Genomic DNA, 15,763 nt, shown 5'->3' on the forward strand with positions numbered 1-15,763 from the left:
TTGACTTAGTTAGTCGCTTTTCCTGATGCCGGAAAAGACTATCCTTAAATATAGCTTATATTTGGAAAGGTGAATAAAAAACATTAGAGATATTTCACTGTTCTGCTGCAAACGATACATCTATCTACAGCAGGGAGGGAGATGAAGTTTTATTGGAATTAATTACTTTTTTTGAGGGGATTGGCAGGTTTTTTTACGCCACACAACTAACAAACTGCCGCTAAAACCAATAATTAGTAAAACAAGTGGTAGTAATATCAGGAAATTCATTACTAAGTCTTCATACTGACGGAAAATGGGGGTCTTACCAAGTGCATAACCTAAAGAGGTAAGGATCATGACCCACAGGAAGCCACTGAGCCAGTTAAAAAACTGGAAACGGCTGTTTTGTAGACCTGTCAGACCTGCAAATGTTGGTAGAAGGGTTCTGACAAATGCGAGGAAGCGGCCGATAAGTAAAGCAGACAGGCCGTGACGATGAAAAAGACTGTAAGCTCTTTGGTGGTAGTAGGCTGGGAGATGAGAAAGCCAGCCTTGCACTATTTTGGTATTTCCTAGCCATTTTCCCTGTAGATAACCGATCCAGCAACCTAAGCTTGCTCCGGCAGTTAATATTACAATTGTTAGAGGGAAACTCATTGCGCCTTTGGCAATCAATACGCCAACGAGTATAAGCAGGCTGTCTCCTGGTAAGAATGCGGCAGGAAGGAGGCCATTTTCAAGGAAGAGGATCAAAAATAGCATGATATAAATGGCCCATAATAGGGATGGGTTGGCCAGAGTTTCATAATCTTGGTACCAAAGTGCATATATAAGTTCTTTTACTATTTCCATCAGGTGTTCCTAAAATGCCTTTGTTCGTTCATCCTGAAAGCATGAGGCTAAACCGATTAAATTACATCCTATTTTACGTTATTTGGCTGGTTTTAATGTCTTTTCATCGTTGAAAAAGGCAAATAAATCAGCCTGCGTCACTGTAACAAAATCAGGGGGGACTAAACAGAAAATTTTGGTGACCAATTGGACGTTCATTAAAATAGGGTAAGAAATGGGTTTATGAGGATAGTTTGCCAGGTTTCTTGATTTAAATGAGTTGCTGTTTGACCTGCCATTTTATTCGCTTATGGTCTACTGACCACTGACCACTGACCACTGACCACTGACCACTGACCACTGACCACGAGTCAATATTTTTTCAGTGGTAGATTGATTATTGTATCAATTTGATTTATTTTTCACCACAGCAAAGGGGAGTAACTTCCTTCGCCGGTTTATCGTCATTACGATGCAACAGCATCCGGTAGCCGGGCAACCTTGAACTTATACCTGATGGTGCATTTTCTGTGTTGTAAGTGAGACCTTGCCAGAAGGCGAGGGTTGCTTGCAATACATCCATCTCCACGATGTGGGAAGAAATATAGCAGCGGCTGGCGTCTTCTGAGACTTCAGCCGTTTTTATTTGTGAGAGAAAGAAAATGAACTCTGTAGGTAATCCTCTGTTATGGGGAAGTTTCTCTGTCTTAATTACGATTATGTTATTACTAGATCTATCCTTACAGGGACGTAAGAAAGGGCAAGGAATGTCGTTTTGCCAAGCTGCTGTCTGGAGTGTAATTTGGGTAAGTTTGTCGCTCTTATTTGCATTAGGATTATGGTGGTATTGCAGAGAAACCGTAGGGGAAGCTGTTGCTAATAGTCAGGCAATGGCTTTCCTTACCGGGTATTTACTTGAGAAAGCACTTGCTGTTGATAATGTATTTGTCTGGCTGATGTTATTTAGCTATTTTGCTATTCCGGCAAATTTGCAACGTCGGGTGCTCATTTATGGTGTCTTAGGCGCAATTGTGCTGCGTACCGTGATGATCTTTGCAGGGAGTTGGCTGGTTTCTCAATTTAGCTGGATACTCTATCTGTTCGGCATCTTTCTGCTGATTACCGGCGTTAAGATGGCGTTGGCGAAAGAGGATGATTCCCCGATAGGCGATAAACCTTTTGTCCGTTGGCTAAAAGCGCATATTCGCATCACTGATAATCTTCACGGAGAACGTTTCTTTGTGAAAGAAAAAGGTTTGTTATATGCGACTCCACTAATCTTAGTGCTAATTTTGGTTGAAATTAGTGACGTTATTTTTGCGGTAGACAGTATTCCTGCTATTTTTGCCGTGACTACAGATCCTTTTATTGTTTTGACCTCTAATCTTTTCGCTATTTTAGGATTACGTGCAATGTATTTTTTACTGGCAGGTGTGGCAGAGAAATTTACAATGCTGAAATATGGCTTATCAGTCATTCTGGTATTTATCGGTATTAAAATGCTAATAATGGATTTTTATCATATTCCTATGGGAATTTCTCTGGGAACTGTGGCGAGTATTTTGACAATAACAATGATTATTAATGTTTGGGTAAACAAGTACAAAACTAAAGAGATCCAGTAATTAGGTAACTATTTTTTAACAGATAACCATATCTTTCTTGAATGGGAAGATATGGTTTCTTTTTGTCTTAAATTGCTGAGAAATGGTTAAACATAAAAACAAATAATTGTGTTTTGTAAATGTGTAAATTGCCGTTTTGATCACACAAATGTGAATGTATTGTTAATAAGTGCTGGCGAGGTTGTATATTTTAACTATCGCCGCTTTTCACTACTCTTGGCTTCCCTATACTGAGGAAGCAAACACAGAAAAATATAGGCTTAATAGAACTGTTAATAAAATGGATCAGCTATGGAAAAACAAAAACGTGGCTTCGTGTATTACATTGTACAAGGGAGCCTGGTTAAACAAATCTTGGTAGGTTTAATTGCAGGGATACTGTTAGCGTGGTTGACGCCTTCGGTTGCCAAATCAGTCGGTTTGCTTGGGACATTGTTTGTTGGCGCCCTGAAAGCAGTAGCCCCGGTGTTGGTTTGGATTCTGGTCATGTCTTCTATTGCTAACCATAAAGAAGGCCAGAAAACCAATATTCGTCCAATTCTTATCCTCTATATCTTGGGCACATTTTTTGCTGCGTTGGTTGCCGTAGTCGGTAGCTTTATGTTCCCGTTACAATTGGTGCTAGCTGTCAATGATGCTCAGATGTCTCCACCTGAAAGCATTATGGAGGTGATTAAAGGAATACTGGTCAATGTCGTCGCTAATCCAGTAAACGCACTACTGAATGGTAACTATATTGGTATTCTTGCCTGGGCTATTGGTTTGGGTATCGCCTTGCGTCATGCAACAGACTCAACTAAATCTCTGATTCATGATATGTCTGAAGCGGTTACTCAGATTGTTCGAGTGGTCATTCGTTTGGCGCCGGTTGGTATTTTCGGTCTGGTGTCTTCAACTATTGCAGAAACGGGATTTGGCGCCTTACTGGGATATGTCCAATTGCTGGTTGTATTACTAAGTTGTATGTTGGTTATGGCACTCATTGTAAACCCATTGATTGTTTACTGGAAAATTCGTCGTAATCCTTATCCACTAGTATTTGCTTGCCTGCGTGAAAGTGGCGTAACGGCATTTTTCACTCGCAGTTCGGCTGCCAATATTCCAGTGAATATGGCGATGTGCCGCCGTATGAATCTGCATGAAGATACTTATTCAGTGTCTATTCCGCTGGGAGCAACCATCAATATGGAGGGCGCTGCGGTGACTATTACGGTATTGACTCTGGCTGCGGCCAGTACGTTAGGTATATCGGTTGATCTGCCTACAGCATTGCTACTGAGTGTGGTTGCTGCAATTTGTGCCTGTGGCGCTTCTGGTGTGGCAGGAGGGTCCTTATTGTTGATCCCTCTGGCCTGTAGCATGTTTGGGATTTCCAATGAAGTTGCTATGCAGGTTGTGGCAGTCGGTTTGATTATTGGTGTATTACAGGATTCTGCGGAAACGAGCCTGAACTCTTCTACTGATGTATTGTTCACTGCCGCTGTTTGTCAGGCAGAGGATAACCGTCTGGAGTCGGATCAGCTAGCCCGGCGTAATTAATTGATTTAAGTATTCAGGTTTAATAGAAATACAGTTAAGTAGGTAGAAAAGTAAAATGTCCGCGCCAGGAATGGCGCGGCTTGAGGATTTACTCTGTTTTTACAACTTGTCTGTGATCGCCATTATTCATCATCAAATTTTAAGGCCTAACCGAGTACCTTGATCGATAGCGCGTCGAGCATCCAATTCGGCAGCAACATCAGCTCCACCAATAAGGTGCACAGTTTTCCCCGCTTGCTGTAACGGCTGATACAATTCTCTTAGTGGCTCTTGTCCTGCACAAATAACGATGTTATCTACGGCAAGACAGCGCTGTTCCCCATTGCTGCTAATATGTAATCCTTGATCATCTATTTTCAAATATTGCATATTGTTGAGCATTTTCACACCACGCAAGTGTAGATTGGTTCTGTGCACCCAACCTGTTGTTTTACCTAATCCTTCACCAACTTTTGTCGGTTTACGTTGCAATAGATAAATTTTTCGGGGAGAAGGTTTTGGTTTAGGGCCTTCAGGAGATAAGCCACCACGATGTGTCAGATTATGGTCAATGCCCCATTTTTCGCTGAAAGCGGTGCTATCAAGGCTAGTACTTTTTCCTGGTTGACTCAGATATTCTGCGGTATCAAAGCCGATACCCCCTGCGCCAATGATAGCGACGCGTTGACCGACATTTTTCTTATCCCTTAATACATCTAAGTAGCTCAGTACCTTTTCGTGATGGATACCCTCGATTGTGAGTTGGCGAGGTATGATGCCGCTGGCGATAATTACTTCATCAAAATCAGAAAGTGCTTCTGTTGTAGCGGTCTGGTTCAACCGTACATCAACATGATGGATTGCTAACTGACGCTGAAAATAACGTAATGTTTCATGGAATTCTTCTTTACCAGGGATCTGTTTGGCGATATTAAATTGTCCGCCAATCTGACCGTTACGTTCAAACAGAGTGACATGATGACCACGGCTGGCAGCGGTCACTGCAAATGACAATCCGGCAGGCCCTGCGCCAACAACCGCCAGTTTTTTAGGCATGGAAACAGGCTTAGAGGCCATTTCTGTTTCGTGGCAGGCGCGAGGATTAACTAAACAAGAGGCGATTTCACCGACAAAAATTTGATCCAGACATGCCTGATTACAGCCAATACAAGTGTTAATCTCATCAATTCGCCCCTGTTGGGCTTTCATAACAAATTCAGCATCAGCCAGAAAAGGTCGCGCCATAGAAACCATATCGGCACAACCTTGTGCCAGCACTTGCTCTGCAATGTTGGGATCGTTAATTCTGTTTGTTGTGATCAGTGGGATAGAAACTTTCCCCATCAGCTTTTGTGTTACCCAACTGAATCCAGCGCGGGGAACCATAGTGGCAATCGTTGGGATTCGAGCTTCATGCCAGCCGATACCGGTATTGATGATAGATGCTCCTGCTTGTTCAATAGCAACAGCGAGTTGTTCTATTTCCTGCCAATTGGAACCGTCCTCGACTAAATCCAACATCGAAAGCCGGTAGATTAGAATAAATTCTCTCCCTGTTGCCTGACGGACTGCTTCAACAATCTCTACAGCAAAACGCATTCGATTTTCAAAACTTCCGCCCCATTTATCCTGGCGGTGGTTGGTACGAGCAGTCAGGAACTGGTTAATCAGATAACCTTCAGAACCCATAATTTCTACGCCATCATAACCGGCTTGTTGTGCCAGTTGTGCACAATGAGCAAAGTCAGCAATAGTTTGCTGAATGTCTTCTTCTGTCATTTCACGAGGCATGAATGGATTAATCGGTGCCTGAATGGCAGTAGGAGCGACGAGGTTTGGTTGATAGCTGTAACGGCCGGTATGTAGGATTTGCATTGCAATTTTTCCACCAGCCTGATGAACTGCGTCTGTAATAACTTTATGGTGGATAAGATCTTTTTCATCTACCAGGAATGCAGTGCCTTTCCCTATAACACCTTGTTTATTTGGCGAAATTCCGCCTGTTACAATCAATGCCACGCCTCCGGCTGCCCGTTCAGCGTAAAAGCGGGCAAGTCTCTGGGGATCGGGATGTTCCTCTAGCCCAGTGTGCATTGATCCCATCAAAATGCGGTTTTTCAGAGTGGTGAACCCCAGGTCTAGAGGGGCGAACAGGTGAGGATAATGGCTCATTGCAATCTCCATCGGGTGTTTGTCAATCATAACCAGATTATTATTGTGTCCTAGACCACCGGTCAAAATCCTAAGTGGTCGGATGAGTGTTGGTTTAAATTTAGATGGAATAAGGTTAATTGGGAAAAAAATGTTAAATGAATGTGATGAAGGTCATGAAATCAGATTCTATCATGACCATAGATTTAGGGAATAGGAGCTTAAAATTTGCTGATGTACTCTTTGTTGATTAATTCGTATCAGAAAGGTTAACCAGACCACAATATGGGTCATAATTGATTTTCAGTCGTTCACTTTCTCGAATGATTTGTGGAATAGCTTTGCATTCTTACATAGAGAGAATATGACTAATTCAGTCAGGCGATTTGTTTACCCAGTTTTAGTATTTCTTTCTGAATGATGCGACAGTTGCCGGAAATGTTAAAGGTGCGGTTTTGCTTTAATGGGAGATGGATTTTTCATATATTAACTTGATTCCGGTTTTGAACCCGGAATAGGGTGATCTCTTCTATATCTGACTTAATTTATAGCATCAGTGGTTATTATGAAAAAACAGATGACTGAATGGGTAACTTTGGCAGGAAAAGGGGTGACTTTAGAACCTCTGACACATCAACGGCATGATGAATTTTTACAGGTCATTAAAGAGGGTGAACTGCATAAATTGTGGTATACCAGTGTCCCTTCGCCGGCTGAGCTAGGTAACGAGATTGAACGCCGTTTATTGTTACATGAAAAAGGTACTATGCTGCCTTTTGCTATTGTTGATCATCGAACAGGTAAAGCGGTTGGCATGACCACTTATATGAATATTGATTCTGGTGCTCGCAGGGTAGAAATCGGTTATACCTGGTATGCACGTTCTGTTCAGCGGACACATATTAATACGGAAGCAAAATATCTCTTATTGAAACATGCTTTTGAAGAATTAGGATGTATCGCAGTGGAGTTTCGCACTCATTTTTTTAATCATCAGAGCCGGAAAGCGATAGAGCGACTAGGCGCAAAACTTGATGGGATTCTGCGTAGTCATGCTGTATCTAAAGATGGCAGTATTAGGGATACTTGTGTTTACAGTATTATCAGTTGTGAATGGCCTGCGGTTAAAATGCATCTTGAATGGCAGATGGTTAAACCGAGGTAAGAGCTATCTCAAAATTAGGCCGTCCTGTGAAAGGTAGCGGCCTGATTCTGATTTAATCTGAAGGCAGAGAATCTCTCATTCCATTATCCAGTTCATCCAATAATTGATAACGGCGACGATATTCCGACCGTTTTTTACTGGCTATATCTTCAAGCGGTTTTCTTTCAATGGATAATGGCAGATGGAAATCTTTATTTTTTCCCTTTTCTCCACCTAATGACTCCCAGAAAGAGTCGTAATCAGCGACTAATTTATCTTTCTTTTTATGCCAATAGCGTAGGCTCTTATAGATGTGAGTATCGTTGCTGGCTGCCAGAATTTGTTGGCATTCAAAGTGGGCAGCAAGACGGCAAATGGATTCAATGAGTAAGCGTTTGGGAAATAATCCATAACAATCTTTCGTTGCATCGCGGATAATTTCAAGGGTTGCGTCTCCTTTGGAACCTTGTAGCCCACCGATGAACAGTGTTTTTTTACCGGCAATGGTGAGTAATGTGAAAGCGCATCTCGCTAAAGTTTTATGATCTTCTGTTGCAATAAATAGAGCAAGCTCACCTTCTTTATTAAAGCAATCCATAGAATCTAAAAAAATAGTATAAGTTCCACTTTTACCGCTGATAACTGCTAATGGATATGCATTGGAACGAAATATTTTATTAACAATAGACTGATTCAAACCAGTAAATAATAGCTGGTAATGTTCATTTATTGCACGTAACGTCTGCGCTCTATTAAAGTTAATACTTAGATAAGGGCGATGTAATTTAGAAGGTAAACAAGGCTGTTTCTTCAAAATGTCCAGATAAAACGGTGTATTAACTATTTGGTTTAATAGTTTTAGTGTCGATATCGGCATCAGAGCGCTGCGTAAGGCAAATTTAGTGCGATTCTGGGCAGAATACCAATGGGGACTTGGGCTGATTTTTTTTCCGACTAAGTCTGTGAACAGTCGAATTCCTGAACTGGCAGGTTGATACATATATTCCATTTCTTTATCTAGTTCTAAAAAATACTGAGGGAGAAGAAGACTTGCGAGCAACTGATTATACTCGTTTGATATTAAACAGAACTTCAACGAATGTTTATTTGTGTTTTTTTAAGATAAAAAATCAACAGTTGTTTAATGAATGTTTAGTTATCAAAGGATTTTTTTCTTATTTGTTTACTATTCGTTTAGTTTTCTGTGATGTTTTTTGTTGTAAAAGCATGTCCAAAAAGATGAGAGAAACGGCTATAACTTTGGTGTGATACCCGAGGTTATGATCTGTAGCAAGTTTAGCAGGTGAGTATTGATGGTAAATGATTAATATTGAATATATTCTTTTTTGAATCCGTTTAATTGAAATATTAATAATTATTATGTTAATTTGTTTTATTTTTTCATTAATGTCAAAATGGAATAGATGAGATATTTTTATATTGTGATTTATATCATATTATTACGAGAAATTTTCTTATTCTTGTAAAGTTAATTTAGTACTTGCAGAATATCGATTATATTTTATTGTTAAATTAAATTTATGATTTTATGTTATTCAATACACACAAAGGCTATTAATAATGGATGAAATACTTGTTCTTGTTGATAAATATGACAATCCCATTGGCTCAGCGGGAAAAGCTGATATTCATCGGAAGGGTATGTTACATCGGGCCTTTTCTATCTTTATTTTTGATAATGAAGGAAATTTACTCCTACAGAAGCGAGCTGCAACCAAATATCATTCAGCGGGACTTTGGACGAATAGCTGTTGTGGTCACCCCAGGGTTGATGAAGCTCTGGAAGCCGCTGCACACCGGCGTCTTGGCGAAGAGATGGGTTTTGATTGTCCATTGAAAAAGGTTTCGTCATTTATTTATCATGCGAGACTGCCTAATGATTTGATTGAGTACGAATATGATCATGTTTTTATCGGGTGCTTTGATAAAGAACCGATAATTAACCCGGATGAGGTGTCTGATTACAAATGGGTTAATCCACTGAAATTGAGGGAGCTAATTAATAATGCTCCTGATGTGTATACGGTTTGGTTCAAAAAAATCATTGATGGCCTTTCGTATCAAGATATTGAGGAGTGGCAAAGGCCGATCTGATAATAATGTAATTTATTGGTAGCCACGGCATTGAATTAATTAGATATGAATATTTCATTGATATTTACCAATACGTCGCAAATCCTGACAACTTAGGGGGCGACGCTTTTAAAGACTTTTAATAAGGAAAAGCTCATGAGTAGCTTTAATAATGTGTTTTGCACTGATGTTGAGCCTGTCCCGTCCTATCACATCATCCGAGGGGAAACTACCAACGATTACGAAAGTAAAGTGATACAAGTTTATTGCGAAGATCCAGAACGCTGGCGTAAGGTGATTGGTGATACGCTGTTATTCCAGTTTGGTGTTTACGATGATCCGGCTTCAAAACCACCAATTTCATTGGATGAGTCAGGTATTCGTTATTTTGATCGTCAATTGCTTTTAGCTGGTTTGGAAACAAAAGTTGAGCGACCAGCGGTTCGACGTGTCTTAGATGTTGGTTGTGGTTGGGGTTATATCCTGAAATATTTGGCTGAGCGTTTTCCTGAATGCAAACGTTTGGATGGCGTAAATATCAGCGAGCAGCAGTTGCGGTATTGTGCTGAATTTCACGCACAACATGGACTTTCTGAGCGTATCAATCTGTATCTGTGCAATGCACAGGATATTGATAGCTTACCTGATCCACAAGAACCTTATGATCTGGTGATTATCCGTGGTGTCATTTCGCATTTTCCGAATTCGTTGTATGAAAAGGCCATGAATGGATTGTTCAAACGGATGAGCGCTGGTGGTCAGGTGATTATTTCTGACAACCTCTATAATGTGGCGTTGGATAGCTATAAATCGGATATTCCTGACATCATTGATCGCTTAGCTTGTGCTAACCGAAAAACACCCGGCTATTTCAGGCAAGTGTTGGAGGAAAGTGGTTTCGTTATTAAGGATATGAGGGTATTGCCATCTAATATTGATGTGGCGCATTGGTTGTTGGATGTTAAGGCCAATATCGAACGAAGCTTTCCTGAAGGTGTTAGTGGTCCTCTGGAAGAGTTGAGAGTACTGGCTGAAAACTTTTCGGTAGCTCTGGTGAAAAACTATGCATCGACTTATAGTGTTATTGCACAGAAAAATTAGCAAACAGCTTTGTTTTCTTGGGTTAAGAGTAAAGCTGTTAAGAAAATCTTTGTCGCCGTTTTGTTGTCACTGACCGTTGGAAATGGAAAAGCCACTTTTTGCGGAGTAGCCTCATCAGATCGCGCTAGCATTGATGACGCGATAGAAATCGCCAACTGAAAATGAAAAGTTTTCAATAAATTTCAGTTTTTGGGCCTAACGCATCTGTGGTTTAGGTGGGAAGCTCAGCAAATCAATGTTATGCAATTGATGTTAGACACGCTCGGAGTGATGAAGGAGTTGGCTGAACTGAAGCCGCGTATACGCATTACAACTCAAGCACGATAAGAAACACGGTCTATAAATCGGCTGGGCTGAAACAGAAATATTTGCCAGTGATTGGTTAACTTTTAATCTGCCTGTTTTGTTTGTTTTATAGTCATGTTATAGGTTGATATTTCCGGTTCTAGGCATTAGAATTCTTATGTTAGTTGAAGTGGATCGCGCTCGGGCCGAGGCTACCAACCCGGTTAAGAGCACAAAAATAGAGGTCTTGCTTTAAAGATAAAAACAAAAAACCAGCCTCACCAGCTGGTTTTTTGTTTTTATCTATCTATTAATTCATTGAATCATATCTAAATAAACTTATAATCAACGGCTGTTAGTTGAGGAGCGTTTTGGCCTGTGTATCTCTTACGCAAGTTTTCGTAAGTCCTGGCTGAATACAGGTGGTGCTGATTCAGAGCCTTGGTCGGAGCGCGATCCACTTCAACTAACATTGATGAGAACCGGCCGGACAGGCAATGTAAAGGCAATGGCTGGTTAAGTCGTGCTCTTAACAGGAGCAAACGGGTGAAAGCATTTATTGACACTGCTATCATCGTTCTCAAAGCGTTAATTGCGCTTTTAGAGCTGATCCGTGCATTTCTGAAATAGATAACGGAAACGTAGCTAAGGCCATCAGGGTAACCTCCCGGTGGCCTTTAACATTTACCGCTTTTGATCAAGCCGTTGTGCTTTATAATTTCTACCCTTCATAAAAAGCAACCAGATGCATGTAGCGTCATTCATCAACCTACTAAGCTACTCTTGTTTAATTGGCCTAATGTACTGATTTAAAATCTTAAATTTGGCAATTCCTACTGGATTTGAACCAGTAATCAGGCGATTATTGTTCCGGTAGTATGGGATTAGCTGAGCTGACCGCCGCGCATACGCACCACAACACAGGCTCGCCGGAGAATGCCAGTGCCATTAGGAACATAGTCTATAAATCGGATGGGCTGAAACAGAAATATTTGCTAGTGATTGGGTGAATATCATGCCATTTGTGTTAGATTTTTACGCTATGCTATAAGTTGATAACACCTTTTTTAAGGTGTAGACTGATTGAGTTAGCAGGAGAATGTCGCGCTAGAACCGAGGCTACCAATCTCGTATAGCACAAAGACAAACCGCCCTATCCAAGGGTTAAAATAAAAAAACCAACCTCACCAGTTGGTTTTTTTATTTTTATCTACTCATTGTTTTAATTGATTGAATCATCTGAAAATAAACCTATAATCAACGGCTGTTAGTTTGGGGTAGCGCTCTGGCTTGTGTATCTCTGGCGCAAGTTTTCGTAAGTCCTGGCTGAGTACAGGTGGTGCTGATTCAGTGCCTCGGTCAGAGCGCGATATTCTCCTGCTAACACAGATGAAGGCCAGCCGGACAGGCAGCGTAAAGGCAATGGCTGGTTAAGTCGTGCTCCTAACTGGAGCAAACGGGTGAAAGCATTTATTGACACTGCTATCATCGTTCTCAAAGCGTTGATCGCGCTTTTAGAGCTGATCCGTGCATTTCTGAAATAGATAACGGAAACGTAGCTAAGGCCATCGGGGTAACCTCCCGGTGGCCTTTAACATTTACCGCTTTTGATCAAGCTACTGTGTTTTATAATCTTTATCCTTCAAAAAGATACTGATTTAAAATCTTAAATTTGGCAATTTCTACTGGATTTGAACCAGTAATCAGGCGGTTATTGTTCCGGTAGTATGGGGGTAGTCAACAGATTAGTGTAATGAAATTCATGAGTTAATCGCTTGATGTGGTTAAACAATTTGCAGCTTACTGCGAGTCATACACATAATAACACTGGGATCTGGAACGCCTTTTTAAATGCGGTATCAATCAACGCTACGGGTTCGTGTTCTGGTGGTCTGAAACACAACTATCTTGCCCACAATATGCGGGCTTTTTTACACCTTCATAGAAATAAAGGATATGGATAAAAGATCTGATGATGTTAAGAGGTTAATTAATATCCTAACTCCCGCTCAGAAATTGAAGCTGGCTAGTGTGTTTTCATTCAGGCAGTGGCTTTATGAAAAAATCTCTGTCGCCATTTTGTCGCCACTGACTACTAGAAACAAAAAAGCCACTCATTACGAAGTGGCTTAATGTACTGATAAATCAGCTAAAATCTGGTGGCCCCTACTGGACTTGAACCAGTGACCAAGCGATTATGAGTGTATAGAGCCATCATTCAAAACAACTAGATACAGCGAAAACCGCCGCTCACAACGCCCAATTTCGCAAAAGTTAGCAAAACATCGAATACACATGAAAACTTTCACGTCCCAAATCCGTCCCAATCATCATTGCTCTCACCCCGGCATCCACGGCCTCTTTATCTCGTAGAGATACCCACTCTCAATCTCATCGTGACTTTTCAACACTTCGTGAAAGCACTGATAACGGTGAATGCGGGCGGATATATCTATTATTTGTGATTTAAATCACAAATATAGTCGAAAAACGACTAATTAATCCTTGCTATATAGTCGAAAAACGACTATTATAATTTCATCGAAACAAACAACGCAGAGGCTAACAAAATGAAATTATTCCACGGTTCCGCAAATAGCGCAGCTCCAACAGTTAAAGTAGGTCCATTTGCTTTAGGTTTTATTAGTGTGAATATCTTTGATGGAATCTTCGGTAGCCCTAGTTACGATGCAGCAGGCAGTCACGGTTGTAACGGTTACGTCCACTCTTATGAAATAGCTGATGATAAAATAGCTGAATCAAGAGACTTAAATGAGCATTACGAAGAAGTATGTGCATTCTTAAAAGAAGAACTTGAAGTAGATGATGTAGAAGAGATAGCTGACAGAGTGGTATGGGATAATGATTCTGATGTTGAGGACTTCTCTAATATAATGTCTCCTCGCTTTGATACCGAGGGTGATGATAGCTTAGTATTTGCTGCATTGTGTTGGGAATTGCAACGCTTACGTGGCCGTGTAGCTGCTCATCTGGGTTTTGACGCTGTAGAAATGAATGATGAACATGGAACTTCATATCTTATCGTTAATCCCAAAATTATTGCGGAATAAAAAAATGCTACTCACAGAATATATAGATAGGAATTTCCACGGCAATAAAGCTGAATTTGCGAGGAAAATGAAGGTAGATTCTCAGCGTGTCAACAAGTGGGTTAAAGGCGGCTGGATTGTAGTTAACAATATTCTTTATAGTCCGAAGCGAGAGATAAAAGTGTCTATAGAGAATACTACATTACGTGATTGAAAGTGTAATATAGAGAGAAAATTATGCAGGGTAATAAATTAAGTACGTTTATTGTTGAATATATTAAAGATAGAGCTAAGCAGAAAGATATTACTATATCACACAGTGAACTTGTGAAAAATTGGCTTGATGATGCAGCTCGTCGGGCAAAACAAATTAGCATGATAACGCATGCGTTGAAATATAGTAACAGTCAAGCAAAAGGAAGTAGTATTTATGCGGGGTCATTGGATGATAATAAAAAAAATCAATATCTTTCTACTTCAACTTTACATAACCCGGTAATGGATTTCGCAGGCAATAGCGCCGCTTTTGATATTGCTAAGCTACTGACAACTGAAATAAAAGGCGATTCATTGGCGGCTTCTTTGAAACGAGGTGATTATTCAGCATTTTCTGAATTGGTGGAAAATGAGCAACAGCTTGAGCTTTGGGTTGATGGATTCAAACAGGCGCTATCAGACGACTCTCTTTCATCACACAAATACGCAAAACAGTTATATTTTCCGATAAATGAAAATCATGATGAATATCATTTATTAAGCCCGTTATTTGCATCATCATTATATCATGTAATAGATAGACGTATTCAAGAGTCACGCTTTAGTGAGTCAGCTAAAGAAATTAGAGAAGCAATAAAAGATAAATGTTGGCATCCTAGGATTAGAGAAATTTACAAAAATACCGCTATACAGCATTTTGGCGGAACTAAGCCGCAAAATACATCTTATTTAAATACGATGAGAGGCGGAAAAGCGTGGCTTTTGCCTTGCACCCCTCCACTTATACCAACAAAACCCCCGATAGAAATTGAGTCTATCTTTTCATTGGGTGTTGAATTTGATTTGTTAGCTCGTGATGCTGTTTTGATGATGCAACAATATTTAATAAAAGCACGAGATAGTAAAATAACAGAGGAAATCTTTGAATATTTTCGTGAATTTATTGTTGATATTAGCAGGGAATATTTGAGTGAAATTATTGATACTTTGTTTGATTATGTTGGAAGTGTACAAAATTTAATTGAATATAAAGGCTGGAGCGCAAGTAAAGATTGTGCACTAAAATATTCACAACAGCTCTGGCTAGATCCTTATCGCTGTGAAATAGATGAGAAATTTAAACATGATCGTGAGTCCGGCGCTTGGAAAAACGAGGTAGCTAAAGATTTTGGGCGCTGGTTAAGTCGTTGTTTACGACACGAAAAATTAGACGGGGAAGCACTTGATCGTCGCAATTGGAAAGGTTTATTTATAAAACAATTAGATGAATTTGAAGATTATTTACCGAAATATGATGATCTATGAGTTTTCGTGTGTAGACTTAAGTCTTTAAATGACATAGTATATCAGTACTGCTGAACAAGCAGCTTAGAAGCATGTTTCTTTAGTCTTAAATAAACTGCCGCACAGGCAGCTTAGAAATATGTTCTTTTCTCCTTAAATAAACTGCCGTACAGGCAGAATATGAAGCCGGTCACCCGGCTTTCGCTTTATTTCGGCACAGGCGGCCATTCAACATCAGGCGCTTGTGAAACATCTACACGAGTAAGCAATACTCTGTATTTCTTCCATTCCAACAGAGCGGCTTTTTCTGAGTCTGTAGCGACTTCTAAGTCAACAGAGTCTTGTAGCAATGAGAGTGTTTCATTTGCTTGCTGTAACAGCGCTGCTTGCTTCTGTTTTGCTTCGTTGATTTGATGAGATTTGAGTAAGTCTTTATCAACTACCCAGTCTTTACCATCCCATTTATCGAAATCGGTGGGTGG

Annotated in this window: 16 protein-coding genes; 10 read left to right on the forward strand and 6 right to left on the reverse strand. The window is 40.3% G+C overall.

Annotated elements, in window-relative coordinates; all coding sequences use genetic code 11:
- Positions 1-162: 162 nt before the first annotated feature.
- Complete coding sequence (locus OO184_RS18470) at positions 163-834, reverse strand: DedA family protein (RefSeq protein WP_265380431.1); 672 nt, start codon at positions 832-834, stop codon at positions 163-165.
- 394 nt (positions 835-1,228) lie between these two features.
- The gene (locus tag OO184_RS18475) at positions 1,229-1,387 is read right to left on the reverse strand and encodes a hypothetical protein (RefSeq protein ID WP_265380432.1); all 159 of its coding nucleotides are present in this window, start codon (positions 1,385-1,387) and stop codon (positions 1,229-1,231) included.
- Between the two features lie 88 nt (positions 1,388-1,475).
- Here OO184_RS18475 and OO184_RS18480 point away from each other — a divergent pair, with 88 nt between their 5' ends.
- Positions 1,476-2,438 carry a TerC family protein gene (locus OO184_RS18480; RefSeq protein ID WP_265380433.1) on the forward strand — a complete coding sequence of 321 codons (963 nt, stop codon included), beginning with the start codon at positions 1,476-1,478 and terminating at the stop codon, positions 2,436-2,438.
- Between the two features lie 291 nt (positions 2,439-2,729).
- Complete coding sequence (sstT, locus tag OO184_RS18485) at positions 2,730-3,977, forward strand: serine/threonine transporter SstT (RefSeq protein ID WP_265380434.1); 1,248 nt, start codon at positions 2,730-2,732, stop codon at positions 3,975-3,977.
- Between the two features lie 132 nt (positions 3,978-4,109).
- Here sstT and OO184_RS18490 read toward each other — a convergent pair whose 3' ends face one another.
- Entirely contained in the window at positions 4,110-6,128 is a 2,019-nt protein-coding gene (locus tag OO184_RS18490) for an oxidoreductase (RefSeq protein ID WP_265380435.1), read from the reverse strand.
- Positions 6,129-6,672: 544 nt separating this feature from the next.
- Here OO184_RS18490 and OO184_RS18495 point away from each other — a divergent pair.
- The gene (locus OO184_RS18495; protein WP_265380436.1) at positions 6,673-7,272 is read left to right on the forward strand and encodes a GNAT family N-acetyltransferase; all 600 of its coding nucleotides are present in this window, start codon (positions 6,673-6,675) and stop codon (positions 7,270-7,272) included.
- Positions 7,273-7,324: 52 nt separating this feature from the next.
- Here OO184_RS18495 and OO184_RS18500 read toward each other — a convergent pair whose 3' ends face one another.
- Positions 7,325-8,260, reverse strand: a complete 936-nt coding sequence (locus tag OO184_RS18500) for a VirK/YbjX family protein (RefSeq protein ID WP_265380437.1) — start codon at positions 8,258-8,260, stop codon at positions 7,325-7,327.
- Positions 8,261-8,832: 572 nt separating this feature from the next.
- Here OO184_RS18500 and idi point away from each other — a divergent pair.
- The 3 genes from idi to dinQ (OO184_RS25290) all read left to right on the forward strand — a co-directional run bounded on the left by idi (position 8,833) and on the right by dinQ (OO184_RS25290) (position 11,361).
- On the forward strand, positions 8,833-9,366 hold the full coding sequence (idi, locus tag OO184_RS18505) for an isopentenyl-diphosphate Delta-isomerase (protein ID WP_265380438.1): 534 nt from the start codon (positions 8,833-8,835) through the stop codon (positions 9,364-9,366).
- 135 nt (positions 9,367-9,501) lie between these two features.
- Positions 9,502-10,446, forward strand: a complete 945-nt coding sequence (locus OO184_RS18510) for an SAM-dependent methyltransferase (protein ID WP_265380439.1) — start codon at positions 9,502-9,504, stop codon at positions 10,444-10,446.
- Between the two features lie 843 nt (positions 10,447-11,289).
- Positions 11,290-11,361, forward strand: a complete 72-nt coding sequence (gene dinQ / locus OO184_RS25290) for a damage-inducible type I toxin DinQ (protein ID WP_369293964.1) — start codon at positions 11,290-11,292, stop codon at positions 11,359-11,361.
- 637 nt (positions 11,362-11,998) lie between these two features.
- Here the strand turns inward: dinQ (OO184_RS25290) and OO184_RS18520 are convergent.
- Complete coding sequence (locus tag OO184_RS18520) at positions 11,999-12,211, reverse strand: hypothetical protein (protein ID WP_132343608.1); 213 nt, start codon at positions 12,209-12,211, stop codon at positions 11,999-12,001.
- On the opposite strand from OO184_RS18520, the gene dinQ (OO184_RS25295) reads away from it, so the two are divergent.
- The 4 genes from dinQ (OO184_RS25295) to csy1 all read left to right on the forward strand — a co-directional run bounded on the left by dinQ (OO184_RS25295) (position 12,204) and on the right by csy1 (position 15,302).
- A complete protein-coding gene (dinQ, locus tag OO184_RS25295; RefSeq protein ID WP_369293964.1) occupies positions 12,204-12,275 on the forward strand; it encodes a damage-inducible type I toxin DinQ in 72 nt (23 codons plus the stop codon). The genes OO184_RS18520 and dinQ (OO184_RS25295) overlap by 8 nt on opposite strands.
- Positions 12,276-12,687: 412 nt before the next feature.
- A complete protein-coding gene (locus OO184_RS18525) occupies positions 12,688-12,864 on the forward strand; it encodes a hypothetical protein (RefSeq protein ID WP_265380441.1) in 177 nt (58 codons plus the stop codon).
- 437 nt (positions 12,865-13,301) lie between these two features.
- Positions 13,302-13,802, forward strand: coding sequence for an AcrIF11 family anti-CRISPR ADP-ribosyltransferase (locus OO184_RS18530; RefSeq protein ID WP_265380442.1), 501 nt, complete (start codon positions 13,302-13,304; stop codon positions 13,800-13,802).
- A 216-nt stretch (positions 13,803-14,018) separates the two neighbouring features.
- Entirely contained in the window at positions 14,019-15,302 is a 1,284-nt protein-coding gene (csy1, locus tag OO184_RS18535; protein WP_265380443.1) for a type I-F CRISPR-associated protein Csy1, read from the forward strand.
- A gap of 185 nt (positions 15,303-15,487) precedes the next feature.
- On the opposite strand, the gene OO184_RS18540 is transcribed toward csy1, so the two are convergent.
- On the reverse strand, positions 15,488-15,763 hold a 276-nt coding region (locus OO184_RS18540; protein ID WP_265380444.1), incomplete at its 5' end, for a tail fiber assembly protein.

The sequence above is a fragment of the Photorhabdus aballayi genome, assembly GCF_026153155.1.
GTDB classification, from domain to species: domain Bacteria; phylum Pseudomonadota; class Gammaproteobacteria; order Enterobacterales; family Enterobacteriaceae; genus Photorhabdus; species Photorhabdus luminescens.

Coding starts and splice junctions, on each gene's coding strand:
- OO184_RS18470 (WP_265380431.1), bottom strand. CDS start 834: ATGGAAATAGTAAAAGAACTTATATATGCACTTTGGTACCAAGATTAT.
- OO184_RS18480 (WP_265380433.1), top strand. CDS start 1,476: ATGAACTCTGTAGGTAATCCTCTGTTATGGGGAAGTTTCTCTGTCTTA.
- sstT (WP_265380434.1), top strand. CDS start 2,730: ATGGAAAAACAAAAACGTGGCTTCGTGTATTACATTGTACAAGGGAGC.
- OO184_RS18490 (WP_265380435.1), bottom strand. CDS start 6,128: ATGAGCCATTATCCTCACCTGTTCGCCCCTCTAGACCTGGGGTTCACC.
- OO184_RS18495 (WP_265380436.1), top strand. CDS start 6,673: ATGAAAAAACAGATGACTGAATGGGTAACTTTGGCAGGAAAAGGGGTG.
- OO184_RS18500 (WP_265380437.1), bottom strand. CDS start 8,260: ATGGAATATATGTATCAACCTGCCAGTTCAGGAATTCGACTGTTCACA.
- idi (WP_265380438.1), top strand. CDS start 8,833: ATGGATGAAATACTTGTTCTTGTTGATAAATATGACAATCCCATTGGC.
- OO184_RS18510 (WP_265380439.1), top strand. CDS start 9,502: ATGAGTAGCTTTAATAATGTGTTTTGCACTGATGTTGAGCCTGTCCCG.
- OO184_RS18525 (WP_265380441.1), top strand. CDS start 12,688: ATGGATAAAAGATCTGATGATGTTAAGAGGTTAATTAATATCCTAACT.
- OO184_RS18530 (WP_265380442.1), top strand. CDS start 13,302: ATGAAATTATTCCACGGTTCCGCAAATAGCGCAGCTCCAACAGTTAAA.
- csy1 (WP_265380443.1), top strand. CDS start 14,019: ATGCAGGGTAATAAATTAAGTACGTTTATTGTTGAATATATTAAAGAT.